General features: G+C 52.9%; 14 protein-coding genes. All 14 read left to right on the top strand.

What is annotated here, in order from left to right:
• The first annotated feature begins 86 nt into the window (after positions 1 to 86).
• The 14 genes from asnC to glmU all read left to right on the top strand — a co-directional run bounded on the left by asnC (position 87) and on the right by glmU (position 13,397).
• Positions 87 to 548: a transcriptional regulator AsnC gene (gene asnC, locus FOV68_RS18240; protein WP_003849496.1), complete on the top strand. Its 462-nt coding sequence runs from the start codon at positions 87 to 89 to the stop codon at positions 546 to 548.
• 155 nt (positions 549 to 703) lie between these two features.
• On the top strand, positions 704 to 1,144 hold the full coding sequence (gene mioC, locus FOV68_RS18235; protein ID WP_010258855.1) for an FMN-binding protein MioC: 441 nt from the start codon (positions 704 to 706) through the stop codon (positions 1,142 to 1,144).
• Positions 1,145 to 1,576: 432 nt separating this feature from the next.
• Positions 1,577 to 3,466, top strand: a complete 1,890-nt coding sequence (gene mnmG, locus FOV68_RS18230; protein ID WP_010258857.1) for a tRNA uridine-5-carboxymethylaminomethyl(34) synthesis enzyme MnmG — start codon at positions 1,577 to 1,579, stop codon at positions 3,464 to 3,466.
• A gap of 48 nt (positions 3,467 to 3,514) precedes the next feature.
• The gene (gene rsmG / locus FOV68_RS18225; RefSeq protein ID WP_143991314.1) at positions 3,515 to 4,132 is read left to right on the top strand and encodes a 16S rRNA (guanine(527)-N(7))-methyltransferase RsmG; all 618 of its coding nucleotides are present in this window, start codon (positions 3,515 to 3,517) and stop codon (positions 4,130 to 4,132) included.
• 710 nt (positions 4,133 to 4,842) lie between these two features.
• Positions 4,843 to 5,223 (top strand): F0F1 ATP synthase subunit I, encoded by a 381-nt coding sequence (gene atpI / locus FOV68_RS18220; RefSeq protein ID WP_010258861.1) that lies wholly within the window; start codon positions 4,843 to 4,845, stop codon positions 5,221 to 5,223.
• Positions 5,224 to 5,231: 8 nt separating this feature from the next.
• Positions 5,232 to 6,050 (top strand): F0F1 ATP synthase subunit A, encoded by an 819-nt coding sequence (atpB, locus tag FOV68_RS18215; RefSeq protein ID WP_010258863.1) that lies wholly within the window; start codon positions 5,232 to 5,234, stop codon positions 6,048 to 6,050.
• Positions 6,051 to 6,155: 105 nt separating this feature from the next.
• Positions 6,156 to 6,395, top strand: coding sequence for a F0F1 ATP synthase subunit C (gene atpE, locus FOV68_RS18210; protein WP_003849523.1), 240 nt, complete (start codon positions 6,156 to 6,158; stop codon positions 6,393 to 6,395).
• Positions 6,396 to 6,500: 105 nt separating this feature from the next.
• Positions 6,501 to 6,971: a F0F1 ATP synthase subunit B gene (gene atpF, locus FOV68_RS18205; protein ID WP_003849528.1), complete on the top strand. Its 471-nt coding sequence runs from the start codon at positions 6,501 to 6,503 to the stop codon at positions 6,969 to 6,971.
• Between the two features lie 14 nt (positions 6,972 to 6,985).
• Complete coding sequence (gene atpH / locus FOV68_RS18200) at positions 6,986 to 7,519, top strand: F0F1 ATP synthase subunit delta (protein WP_143991313.1); 534 nt, start codon at positions 6,986 to 6,988, stop codon at positions 7,517 to 7,519.
• 14 nt (positions 7,520 to 7,533) lie between these two features.
• Positions 7,534 to 9,075 (top strand): F0F1 ATP synthase subunit alpha, encoded by a 1,542-nt coding sequence (gene atpA, locus FOV68_RS18195; protein WP_010258868.1) that lies wholly within the window; start codon positions 7,534 to 7,536, stop codon positions 9,073 to 9,075.
• 52 nt (positions 9,076 to 9,127) lie between these two features.
• Positions 9,128 to 9,994 carry a F0F1 ATP synthase subunit gamma gene (gene atpG, locus FOV68_RS18190; RefSeq protein ID WP_031590993.1) on the top strand — a complete coding sequence of 289 codons (867 nt, stop codon included), beginning with the start codon at positions 9,128 to 9,130 and terminating at the stop codon, positions 9,992 to 9,994.
• A gap of 30 nt (positions 9,995 to 10,024) precedes the next feature.
• Entirely contained in the window at positions 10,025 to 11,422 is a 1,398-nt protein-coding gene (atpD, locus tag FOV68_RS18185) for a F0F1 ATP synthase subunit beta (protein ID WP_010258870.1), read from the top strand.
• A 24-nt stretch (positions 11,423 to 11,446) separates the two neighbouring features.
• A complete protein-coding gene (locus tag FOV68_RS18180; RefSeq protein WP_031590994.1) occupies positions 11,447 to 11,866 on the top strand; it encodes a F0F1 ATP synthase subunit epsilon in 420 nt (139 codons plus the stop codon).
• 160 nt (positions 11,867 to 12,026) lie between these two features.
• Entirely contained in the window at positions 12,027 to 13,397 is a 1,371-nt protein-coding gene (gene glmU / locus FOV68_RS18175) for a bifunctional UDP-N-acetylglucosamine diphosphorylase/glucosamine-1-phosphate N-acetyltransferase GlmU (protein ID WP_031590995.1), read from the top strand.
• Positions 13,398 to 13,543: the final 146 nt, after the last annotated feature.

Raw genomic sequence — 13,543 nt, 5'->3', positions numbered from 1 at the left:
CCCGTCGCTGCCGGGAGTTGCCTGAACCACTATTTTGCTGCACATTCATCCTTGTTTACTTAAGCAGACCAATAACGAGGATGGCCATGGCCGAACATCTGCAGCTCGATAACCTGGATCGCGGCATTCTGAATGCCCTGCTCGACAACGCGCGCACTGCTTACGCCGAGCTGGCAAAACAGTTTAACGTCAGCCCCGGCACCATTCATGTCCGCGTGGAGAAGATGAAGCAGGCGGGCATTATCCTGGGCACCCGGGTTGATATCGATCCGCGCCAGCTGGGGTTTGATGTCTGCTGTTTTATCGGCATTATCCTTAAGAGCGCGCGTGACTATCCGGCGGCGCTGAGCAAACTGGATGCGCTGGATGAAGTAGTTGAAGCCTGGTACACCACCGGCCACTACAGCATCTTTATTAAAGTAATGTGCCGGTCTATTGATGCCCTGCAACAGGTGCTGATCAACAAGATCCAGACCATAGATGAAATTCAGTCGACGGAAACGCTGATCTCACTGCAAAACCCGATCATGCGCACTATCAAGCCCTGATCCTTCTCCGCCTTGTGCATAATCTTATCCCTGACGAATGTGGCGGCTGACAACGGCTGCGTTCGCTTCTCTTAATCTATTAACCCTGTTGTCCACAGGTGGATCACCGCTTGATCACAGCGTACAATGCTCGCCTTAATGTCCGGGAGAGCAAGATGGCCGATATCACCTTAATCAGTGGCAGTACTCTGGGTAGCGCAGAGTATGTGGCTGAACATCTGGAAGAAAAACTACAGGAAGCGGGCTTCTCAACGCAGATGCTGCATGGCCCGGAGCTGGATGAAGTGCCACATGAGGGTATCTGGCTGGTGGTCTGTTCAACTCACGGTGCAGGCGATATTCCCGATAACCTGCTGCCGCTGTTCGAAGCCATCACGGAAAGCCAGCCCGATCTCTCGCAGGTCCGGTTTGGTGCCATCGGACTCGGCAATCATGAATATGACCTCTTTTGTGGCGCGATCCGCCAGATTGAAGCGCTGTTAATTGCTCAGGGTGCCCGCCAGATCGGCGATCGTCTGGAGATTGACGTGCTGGAGCATGAGATCCCTGAAGATCCCGCGGAAGCCTGGCTGGAAAGCTGGAAAAAGGCGATCTGAAGGGGGCTGGGGATCGCGAAATAGTGACGATCCCCAGTGGAAGATGCTGATTTTATCCTTTTCCACTCGTTTATTTTGTGGATAACTACCCTCTTTTACTGCGTATAACCGGTAGTTATCCAAAGAACAACCGTAGAATGATTTTTGAGCTGTGGATAACATGCCATTTTGATCCCAGCTTATACGGATCAGGATCACCGATCACTAACAGGTAGTGATCCTCTTCATCCTGTTGTTTCTGCTGTGCTTCTGGCACATATCCACAGAAAAGCGGGATCCTAATAAGAGATCTAACAGAAAGATCATATACAGATCTAAGATCCTTTCTTTTAAAACCGGACGATCCCGCGGCTTTCACCCCAGACGGAATTTGAGTAGAATCCACGCCCCAGGACGACGATCCTGCAAGTTCATCAACCGAGGTACCACTTCATGTTTTATCAGGATCCTTTTGACGTCATCGTAATTGGTGGTGGTCATGCGGGCACCGAAGCCGCAATGGCGGCAGCCCGAATGGGTCAGCAAACCCTGTTACTCACCCATAACATTGATACGCTTGGACAAATGTCCTGTAACCCGGCGATTGGTGGGATTGGCAAAGGACATTTGGTGAAGGAAGTGGATGCCCTGGGTGGTCTGATGGCCAGTGCGATTGACCAGGCGGGTATCCAGTTCAGGATACTAAACGCCAGCAAAGGTCCGGCAGTGCGGGCAACCCGTGCTCAGGCGGATCGCGTGCTCTATCGCCAGGCAGTGCGTACGGCACTGGAGAACCAGCCCAACCTGATGATCTTCCAGCAGGCGGTCGACGATCTTATCGTGGAAAACGATCGTGTGGTGGGTGCAGTCACCCAGATGGGACTGAAGTTCCGCGCGAAAACCGTCGTCCTCACCGTCGGCACGTTCCTTGACGGCAAAATTCATATCGGTCTGGATAATTACAGTGGCGGTCGCGCAGGTGATCCCCCGTCCATTCCGCTGGCAAAACGACTGCGTGCGCTGCCGCTGCGGGTAGACCGCCTCAAGACCGGTACGCCACCGCGTATTGATGCGCGCACCATCGATTTTTCAGTGCTCAGCCCGCAGCACGGCGATAACCCGATGCCGGTGTTCTCGTTTATGGGCAATGCGTCTCAGCATCCACAGCAGGTACCGTGCTGGATCACTCACACCAATGAGAAAACCCATGAGGTGATCCGCAATAATCTGGATCGCAGCCCGATGTACGCCGGGATCATCGAGGGGATCGGTCCACGCTACTGCCCGTCGATCGAAGACAAAGTGATGCGCTTTGCCGATCGTAACTCGCATCAGATCTTCCTGGAGCCGGAAGGGCTGACCAGCAATGAGATCTACCCGAATGGCATCTCAACCAGTCTGCCATTTGACGTGCAGATTCAGATCGTTCGTTCCATGCAGGGCATGGAGAATGCGAAGATCGTGCGTCCGGGCTATGCCATCGAGTATGACTTCTTCGATCCACGCGATCTCAAACTGACGCTGGAGAGCAAATTTATTCACGGCCTGTTCTTTGCCGGCCAGATCAACGGCACAACCGGTTACGAAGAAGCCGCTGCGCAGGGGATGCTGGCGGGGCTGAACGCCGCCCGTCAGTCTGCGGACAAAGAGGGCTGGGCACCACGTCGTGACCAGGCTTATCTGGGCGTACTGGTTGATGACCTTTGCACGCTCGGTACCAAAGAGCCGTACCGGATGTTTACCTCCCGTGCTGAATATCGTCTGATGCTGCGCGAAGACAATGCCGATCTGCGTCTGACCGAAACCGGTCGTGAACTGGGTCTGGTGGATGATGCTCGCTGGGCGCGTTTCAATCAGAAGCTGGAAGCGATTGAACAGGAGCGTCAGCGTCTGCGCGATATCTGGGTCCATCCGAAGTCAGAGCACGTGACGGAAGTGAATACGGTACTCAGCGCGCCGCTGACCAAAGAAGCGAGCGGCGAAGATCTGCTGCGCCGTCCTGAGCTGACCTATCTGAAGCTGATGACGCTGGATGCCTTTGGTCCGGCACTGGCTGATGAGCAGGCCGCTGAGCAGGTTGAGATTCAGGTTAAATATGAAGGTTATATCGCCCGTCAGCAGGAAGAGATCGATCGCCAGCTGCGTAACGAGAACACACTGTTACCGGTGGAGCTCGACTATCGCCAGGTGAACGGCCTCTCTAATGAGGTGATCGCCAAGCTGAACGATCACAAACCGAGTTCGATCGGTCAGGCGACGCGTATCTCCGGCATTACGCCGGCTGCCATCTCAATTCTGCTTATCTATCTGAAAAAACAGGGTCTGCTGCGTAAAAGCGCCTGATCTGAAAACGGGGCGAGGAGACTCGCCCCCGCTGAATGGACTTATGCTGTGATCAACACACTCACGTCGCTGCTACAGGCAGCCGGTATTTCCCTCTCCGATCAACAAAAACAGCAGTTGGTTGCCTATGTCGGCCTGCTGGATAAGTGGAACAAAGCCTACAATCTGACATCAGTGCGCGATCCGCAACAGATGCTGGTACGCCATATCCTCGACAGCATCGTGGTGGCGCCGCATCTGCAAGGCTCACGTTTCATTGATGTGGGAACCGGACCTGGACTGCCTGGCATTCCGCTGGCTATCGTGATGCCTGATGCGCACTTTACGTTGCTCGACAGCCTGGGCAAGCGGGTGCGGTTCCTGCGTCAGGTTCAGCATGAGTTAGGACTCACTAACATTAATCCGGTGCAGAGCCGGGTTGAAGCGTTCCCGGCTGAGCTGCCCTTTGATGGCGTCATCAGTCGTGCATTTGCCTCGCTGACCGACATGGTGAACTGGTGTCATCATCTGCCGGGAAGAGAAGGGCGCTTCTTCGCGCTGAAAGGCGTGCGCCCGGACGACGAAATTGCGGAGTTACCGGCAGGCTATGTCTCTGACGCGGTGATTAAGCTGCAGGTACCGCAGCTGGAAGGTGACCGCCATCTGGTCATTCTTCGTCATCAGTAGGCTTTCAACTGGCAGATATTTAGCTTTATCAGCCAGTTTTTTTCGTCAGTTAAGGGATGAAAAAAGTGCAGATGATGCGCTATCAATAAAAGATTTTGATTAAGCCCTTGCTGACCAAACGTTAAAACGCTGACGGAAATTATCCGAAAAGCTCTGTTACATTTAACGTTTAATTCACATTCAGTTATCAGAAATATTACTTGTATAGGCGGGTCGCTGAATAAAAGTAGTCACGGCAGAAAATATATCGCGGTAATAACTTTGCGTGCGTAATATCAATTACACGATTCTTAAGCACAGTTCGATGTCAATAGCGTGTTTTCTATGAAAATAGTCTTGCAGATGCATTTTTATAATTTCAATGTTTTGATTTTATTGAATTAATTTGTAATACAGATTGTTCTTAAATAGAGCGCAGATAAAACTCAGTGCAGTGAAAGTGCTTATTATGTGATCTAAAGCACGCTTTAAAAGCAAGTTGCGAGAGAATTTTCAGTCAGATTAGGGTGAATCTCTGCAGGGTAATCTTTGGAAAAATAGCCCTCCGGAAAGAAATTTAAATAATTGTTCACCTTTTCGCTACTTACCGATTGAAATCGCAGGTGCGGCCCGTATAATTTGCACGGCTTTTGCTGCTTGACTCAACTGCGCAAAGGCAGTCTTATACGACACGCGACATACCCCTAACGGGGCAGGAGAGTATCAGCGTCATGTCAGTGTCTCTTTACAGTGTAAAATACGCCCGAACGGTGCTGATGATTCAGCTGGTGACGATAGTCATCATCGGTGCACTCTTTGCTCTTAAAGATGTCATCTGGGGTCTCTCTGCTCTTGCTGGCGGTGCGGCAGCCTGGCTGCCAAACGTATTGTTTTTGTTTTTAGCCTGGCGCCTGCAGGGGCAAACCCCAGCTTCGGGGCGAGTCGCGTGGAGCTTCGCTTTGGGTGAAATAGCCAAAGTGTTTGCGACCATCATTTTGCTCATTGTGGCGTTGGGTCTATTCGGAGCGGTTTTCTGGCCGGTCGGAATAACCTGGTTATCGGTGCTGGTGGTACAAATGCTGGCACCGGCGGTAATTAACAACAAAGGGTAAGAGGCATCATGGCTGCAGGAGAAATCTCTACTCCGCAAGAGTACATTGGTCACCACCTGACTCATCTTCAGTTGGACCTGCGTACCTTCGAGATAGTGAATCCGCACGACGCTCCCGCGACGTTCTGGGTATTAAATATCGATTCCATGTTTTTCTCTATGGTGCTGGGAATCATCTTCCTGGTGTTGTTCCGTAGCGTGGCGAAATCTGCTACCAGCGGTGTGCCAGGGAAAATGCAGGCGGCTATCGAACTTGTTGTCGGTTTCGTCGATAGTAACGTGCGCGACATGTATCACGGTAAGAGCAAACTTATCGCCCCGCTGGCTCTGACAATCTTTGTCTGGGTCTTCCTGATGAACTTCATGGATCTGCTGCCAATCGACTTGCTGCCATATATTGGCGAGCACGTATTGGGGTTACCGGCGCTGCGCGTCGTACCATCTGCAGACGTGAACATCACGCTATCTATGGCGTTGGGCGTATTTATTTTGATTCTGTTCTACAGCATCAAAATGAAAGGCATTGGCGGCTTCACTAAAGAGCTGACGCTGCAGCCTTTTAACCACCCGATCTTCATCCCGATCAACCTGATTCTGGAAGGTGTGAGCCTGCTGTCTAAGCCTGTATCACTGGGTTTACGACTGTTCGGTAACATGTATGCGGGTGAACTGATCTTTATCCTTATTGCCGGTCTGTTGCCGTGGTGGTCGCAGTGGGTGCTGAATGTGCCGTGGGCCATTTTCCACATCCTGATCATTTCGCTACAGGCTTTCATTTTCATGGTCCTCACGATTGTCTATCTGTCGATGGCATCTGAAGAACATTGATTTTTTTCTCAACACTACTTTCCCTCTTGATTTCGGGTTGCAGCGCACACCGCTGAAGCCCGGAAGATGAAGGGAGCATTTAACTGAAACAAACTGGAGACTGTCATGGAAAACCTGAATATGGATCTGCTGTACATGGCTGCCGCTGTGATGATGGGCCTGGCGGCAATCGGTGCTGCGATCGGTATCGGCATCCTCGGAGGAAAATTCCTGGAAGGCGCTGCTCGTCAGCCTGACCTGATTCCTCTGCTGCGTACGCAGTTCTTTGTTGTAATGGGTCTGGTGGATGCAATCCCGATGATCGCTGTTGGTCTGGGTCTGTACGTGATGTTTGCTGTCGCCTAAAGCCCTGTGTTCACTCAGCGCACAATGTGCAAGGGTGAACGGATTCTGCCGCTTATCGTTGATAACGGCAGAAAAGTTAAATACTCAATCTAGAGGCATTGTGCTGTGAACATTAATGCAACAATCCTCGGCCAGGCTATCGCGTTCATCCTGTTTGTCGCGTTCTGCATGAAGTACGTATGGCCGCCGCTCATGGCTGCTATCGAAAAGCGCCAGAAAGAAATTGCTGAAGGCCTTGCTTCTGCTGAACGTGCAAAGAAAGATTTGGATCTCGCGCAGGCTAATGCGACCGACCAGCTGAAAAAAGCCAAAGAAGACGCTCAGGTCATTATCGAGCAAGCGAACAAGCGTCGCGCGCAGATTCTGGACGAAGCCAAAACCGAAGCTGAAAACGAACGTAATCGCATCGTGACACAAGCGCAGGCTGAAATTGACGCTGAACGCAAACGTGCGCGTGAAGAACTGCGTAAGCAGGTCGCGTTGCTGGCTATGGCTGGCGCCGAGAAGATCATCGAACGCTCCGTGGATGAAGCTGCTAACAGCGACATCGTTGATAAACTGGTCGCTGAACTGTAAGGAGGGAGGGGCTGATGTCTGATCTGATTACTGTAGCTCGCCCCTACGCCAAAGCAGCTTTTGACTTTGCTGTTGAGCATCAAAGTATTGAACGCTGGCAACAGATGCTGGCGTTTGCCGCAGAAGTGGCTCGCAATGAACAGATGGCTGATCTTCTCTCAGGTGCATTAGCACCCGAAGCGCTGGCAGCGTCGTTTAACGCAGTCTGTGGTGATCAACTGGATGAATCCGCGCAGAACCTGATTAAGGTGATGGCGGAAAACGGACGTTTGACAGCGCTTCCGGCTGTACTGGCTCAATACATCGAACTGCGTGACGCTCATGAAGCCACCGCTGAAGTTGATGTTATCTCCGCCAGTACGCTGAGTGACGACCAGCTGAATAAAATCAGCGCCGCGATGGAAAAACGTCTGTCACGCAAAGTTAAGCTGAATTGCAAAATTGATAAGTCTGTGATGGCAGGCGTGATCATCCGTTCGGGTGATCTGGTTATTGATGGCAGCGTACGCGGCCGTCTTGACCGTCTGGCTGACGTCTTGCAGTCTTAAGGGGACTGGAGCATATGCAACTGAATTCCACCGAAATCAGCGAACTGATCAAGCAGCGCATTGCTCAGTTCAATGTCGTGAGTGAAGCTCACAACGAAGGTACGATTGTTTCTGTAAGTGACGGTATCATCCGCGTACACGGCCTGGCCGATGTCATGCAGGGTGAGATGATTGCCCTGCCGGGCAACCGTTACGCTATCGCCCTGAACCTCGAGCGTGACTCGGTTGGTGCAGTGGTGATGGGCCCTTACGCTGACCTCGCCGAAGGCATGAAGGTTAAGTGTACTGGCCGTATTCTTGAAGTACCGGTAGGCCGTGGCCTGCTGGGCCGCGTAGTGAACACCCTGGGTGCTCCTATCGACGGTAAAGGCGCAATCGACAACGACGGTTTCTCACCGGTTGAAGTCATTGCACCTGGCGTTATCGACCGTCAGTCAGTCGACCAGCCGGTTCAGACCGGTTATAAGTCGGTCGATGCGATGATTCCAATCGGCCGTGGCCAGCGTGAGCTGATCATCGGTGACCGTCAGACCGGTAAAACCGCGATGGCGATCGATGCGATCATCAACCAGCGCGACTCAGGCATCAAGTGTGTCTACGTTGCGATTGGTCAGAAAGCCTCAACCATTTCTAACGTGGTTCGTAAGCTGGAAGAGCATGGCGCACTGCAGAACACCATCGTTGTTGTGGCGTCTGCTTCTGAATCTGCTGCACTGCAGTATCTCTCTCCGTACGCAGGCTGTGCGATGGGCGAATACTTCCGTGACCGTGGTGAAGATGCGCTGATCGTTTACGATGACCTTTCTAAGCAGGCTGTCGCGTACCGTCAGATTTCTCTGCTGCTGCGCCGTCCACCAGGTCGCGAAGCATTCCCTGGCGACGTGTTCTATCTCCACTCCCGTCTGCTGGAACGTGCATCACGCGTAAGCGCTGATTATGTAGAGCGTTTCACCAATGGCGCAGTGACAGGTAAAACCGGTTCACTGACCGCGCTGCCGATCATCGAAACCCAGGCGGGCGACGTTTCTGCGTTCGTTCCGACCAACGTAATCTCGATTACTGATGGTCAGATCTTCCTGGAATCGAACCTGTTCAACTCCGGTATTCGTCCGGCCGTTAACCCAGGTATTTCGGTATCCCGCGTAGGTGGTGCTGCACAGACCAAGATCATCAAGAAACTGTCCGGTGGTATTCGTACCGCGCTGGCACAGTATCGTGAACTGGCGGCATTCTCGCAGTTCGCCTCTGATCTGGATGATGCAACCCGCAAACAGCTGAGCCACGGTCAGAAAGTGACCGAGCTGCTGAAGCAGAAACAGTATGCGCCGATGTCTGTTGCGCAGCAGGGTCTGGTTCTGTTCGCTGCAGAGCGTGGCTATCTGAACGACGTTGAACTGGCAAAAATTGGCAGCTTCGAAGCTGCACTGCTGGCCTTCGCCGATCGCGACCACGCTGAGCTGATGGCTGAAATCAACCAGTCGGGTAACTTTAATAACGATATCGAAGCCAAGCTGAAAGGCCTGGTCGAGACGTTTAAAGCAACCCAGTCCTGGTAATGTCTGGCGGCTTGTCTGAAAAGGCAGGCCGCAAGGCTTTGAGGAGAAGCTAATGGCCGGCGCAAAAGAGATACGAAGCAAGATTGGAAGCGTGAAAAACACGCAGAAGATCACCAAAGCGATGGAAATGGTCGCCGCCTCCAAGATGCGTAAAACGCAGGAACGCATGGCGGCCAGCCGTCCGTATGCAGAAACCATGCGCAAAGTGATTGGTCACCTTGCGTTGGGTAATCTGGAATACAAGCACCCTTACCTGGAAGAGCGCGACGTGAAGCGCGTCGGCTACCTGGTCGTTTCAACTGACCGCGGGCTTTGTGGTGGTTTGAACATTAACCTGTTCAAAAAGTTACTGGCGGATATGAAGTCCTGGTCCGATAAAGGCGTGCAGAGCGATCTGTCGATTATCGGTTCGAAAGGGGCATCATTCTTTAATGCTGTGGGTGGCAACATTGTGGCGCAAGTCAGCGGCATGGGCGATAAACCTGCTCTGTCTGATCTGATTGGCCCGGTAAAAGTGATGTTGCAGGCTTATGATGAAGGCCGCATCGACAAGCTGATGATCGTCAATAACAAATTCAATAACACCATGTCTCAGACTCCGACCATCACCCAACTGCTGCCGTTACCGCCAGCGGAAGGTGAAGAAGAGATGAAGGCGAAGACCTGGGATTACCTGTATGAACCCGATCCGAAAGCGCTGCTGGATACCCTGCTGCGTCGTTATGTCGAATCGCAGGTTTATCAGGGTGTGGTGGAAAATCTGGCCAGTGAGCAGGCCGCACGTATGGTGGCGATGAAAGCCGCAACCGATAACGGCGGAAATCTGATCAAAGAGCTGCAGTTGGTGTACAACAAAGCTCGTCAGGCCAGCATCACCCAGGAACTTACCGAGATTGTCGGTGGAGCCTCCGCGGTTTAACCAGGTTTGGAATTAGGTAGAGGATTCAAGATGGCAACTGGAAAGATTGTCCAGATTATCGGCGCCGTTGTTGACGTCGAATTCCCTCAGGACGCGGTACCGCAAGTGTACAGCGCCCTCGAGGTTATGAATGGTGATGCGCGTCTGGTGCTGGAAGTTCAGCAGCAGCTCGGCGGCGGCGTAGTACGTACCATCGCAATGGGTACGTCTGACGGCCTGAAGCGTGGTCTGAGCGTCAACGACCTGCAGAAACCGATTCAGGTACCCGTCGGTAAAGCGACCCTGGGCCGTATCATGAACGTTCTCGGCGAGCCAATCGATATGAAAGGCGAGCTGAAAGAAGAAGATGGCAGCGCAGTAGAGATCGCCTCTATTCACCGCGCCGCCCCTTCTTATGAAGATCAGTCTAACTCGCAGGAACTGCTGGAAACCGGCATCAAGGTTATCGACCTGATGTGTCCGTTTGCCAAAGGCGGTAAAGTCGGTCTGTTCGGTGGTGCGGGTGTAGGTAAAACCGTCAACATGATGGAACTGATCCGTAACATCGCGGCTGAACACTCAGGTTACTCAGTGTTTGCCGGTGTGGGTGAGCGTACTCGTGAGGGTAACGACTTCTACCACGAAATGACTGACTCTAACGTTATCGATAAAGTTGCGCTGGTCTATGGCCAGATGAACGAGCCGCCGGGTAACCGTCTGCGCGTAGCACTGACCGGTCTGACCATGGCGGAAAAATTCCGTGATGAAGGCCGCGACGTTCTGCTGTTCATCGATAACATCTACCGTTATACCCTGGCCGGTACAGAAGTTTCTGCACTGCTGGGTCGTATGCCATCTGCGGTAGGTTACCAGCCAACGCTGGCAGAAGAGATGGGTGTGTTGCAGGAGCGTATTACCTCCACCAAGACCGGTTCAATCACCTCCGTACAGGCCGTTTACGTCCCTGCGGATGACCTGACTGACCCATCACCAGCAACCACCTTTGCGCACTTAGACTCAACGGTAACGCTGAGCCGTCAGATCGCCTCTCTGGGTATCTACCCGGCCGTTGACCCGCTGGACTCTACCAGCCGTCAGCTGGATCCGCTGGTTGTCGGTCAGGAGCACTATGATGTTGCACGTGGCGTTCAGTCACTGCTGCAGCGTTATCAGGAACTGAAAGACATCATCGCCATCCTCGGTATGGATGAGCTGTCTGAAGAAGACAAACTGCTGGTGGCACGTGCGCGTAAGATTCAGCGCTTCCTGTCTCAGCCGTTCTTCGTTGCAGAAGTATTCACCGGTTCACCGGGCAAATACGTGACGCTGAAAGACACTATCCGTGGCTTTAAAGGCATCATGGAAGGTGAGTTTGACCACCTGCCAGAGCAGGCCTTCTACATGGTTGGCGCCATCGAAGAAGCCGTGGAAAAAGCGAAGAAACTGTAATAACGGTTTCCCGGGAGGAAGATTATGGCTATGACTTATCACCTGGATGTGGTCAGCGCAGAGGAGCAGTTGTTCTCTGGTCTGGTACAGAAAATTCAGGTGTCAGGTAGCGAAGGTGAACTGGGGATTTTCCCTGGCCATGCGCCGCTGCTGACTGCCATTAAGCCTGGAATGATCCGTATCGTGAAACAGCATGGCGAAGAGGAGTATATCTACCTCTCTGGCGGCGTGCTGGAAGTGCAACCGGGCAGCAGCACCGTTCTGGCCGATACCGCTATCCGCGGTACCGATCTGGATGAAGCGCGCGCTCTGGAAGCAAAACGCAAAGCAGAAGACCATATGAACAGCAGCCACGGCGACGTGGACTATGCTCAGGCCTCTGCCGAGCTGGCGAAAGCCATTGCTAAACTGCGCGTGATCGAACTGACCAAAAAAGCGATGTAATCCAGCTTTATGCGTCATGAAATGCCAGCCCTCGGGCTGGCATTTTTTTTGTCTGCTGCGCCTGATCTGCCTGTCCGCCTAATTTCGGCCTGAGAAAAATGTAGTAATCTCAATCCCAAACCGTTTTACTTTCACCCGTAAAAATTCACTCAGGATAGTTATGTCTAACAGTGCGATGAGTGTGGTGATCCTTGCTGCTGGCAAGGGCACCCGTATGTATTCCGATCTGCCTAAAGTTCTGCATACGCTGGCAGGCAAACCCATGGTTCAGCATGTGATTGACGCGGCTAAGGGGCTGGGTGCACAGCAGGTTCATCTGGTTTATGGTCACGGCGGCGATCGCCTGAAGGCGACCCTCACTGACAGCACGCTCAACTGGGTGCTGCAGGCCGAGCAGCTCGGCACTGGCCATGCGATGCAGCAGGCAGCGCCCGCATTCGCTGATGATGAAGATATCATGATGCTTTACGGCGACGTGCCGCTCATCTCTCAGGCGACACTACAGAGACTGCGCGAAGCCAAACCGCAGGGCGGCATTGGCTTACTTACCGTGGTACTGGACGACCCAACCGGCTATGGCCGCATTGTGCGTGAGAACGACACCATCACCGGCATTATCGAACAGAAAGATGCCAGTCCGGCGCAGCTCACCATTAAAGAGATCAACACCGGCATTCTGATAGCCAACGGCGGCGATTTAAAACGCTGGCTGGCGCAGCTCACCAACAATAATGCGCAGGGTGAGTATTACATCACCGATATTATCGCGCTGGCGCATCAGGAAGGTCGGGTGATCAACGCGGTTCATCCTGCACGCATCAGTGAAACTGATGGCGTCAATAACCGGCTGCAGCTGGCGACATTAGAGCGCACTTACCAGGCTGAACAGGCGGAAAAACTGCTGCTGGCTGGCGTGATGCTGCGCGATCCGGCCCGTTTTGACCTGCGCGGGACGCTGACGCACGGGCGGGATGTTGAAATTGACACCAACGTCATTATTGAAGGCCAGGTCACGCTGGGTGCACGCGTCAGAATCGGCGCAGGCTGCATTATCAAAAACAGCGTGATTGGAGATGACTGTGAAATCAGTCCCTATTCGGTGATCGAGGATGCGAATCTCGCCACTGCCTGCACCGTCGGACCTTTTGCCCGTCTGCGTCCTGGCAGCGAACTGGCCGATGCCGCCCACGTGGGCAACTTCGTCGAAATGAAGAAAGCGCGTCTGGGCAGAGGATCGAAAGCGGGGCACCTCTCCTATCTCGGTGATGCGGAGATTGGCGACAACGTAAATATCGGTGCAGGCACCATTACCTGCAACTACGACGGTGCGAACAAATTTAAAACCGTGATTGGCGATGATGTGTTTGTGGGCTCGGATACTCAGCTGGTGGCGCCGGTCAGCATCGCGGCAGGGACCACCATTGCGGCGGGCACGACCATCATGAAAGATGTGACCCAGGCCGGTCTGGTCTATAACCGTAAAGAGCAGAATCACAAAGCGGACTGGCAGCGTCCGGTGAAGAAAAAATAAATTTTTAACGGCCCGCTTTAATGCGGGCCGATGCAGTGCAGTGCCAAAACTATAATCCCCACTCTCTACAAGGCTCGGGGAACCGGCAAAGCCGGATATCAGGTCGCATGACAACAGAAGTGGCGTAAAGCCATGTAGTCAGGAAA

The organism is Pantoea sp. paga (assembly GCF_007558755.1).
GTDB classification, from domain to species: domain Bacteria; phylum Pseudomonadota; class Gammaproteobacteria; order Enterobacterales; family Enterobacteriaceae; genus Pantoea; species Pantoea agglomerans.
The sequence above is the reverse complement of the archived record's forward strand: the minus strand, read 5'-3'. Positions and strand labels throughout refer to the sequence as shown.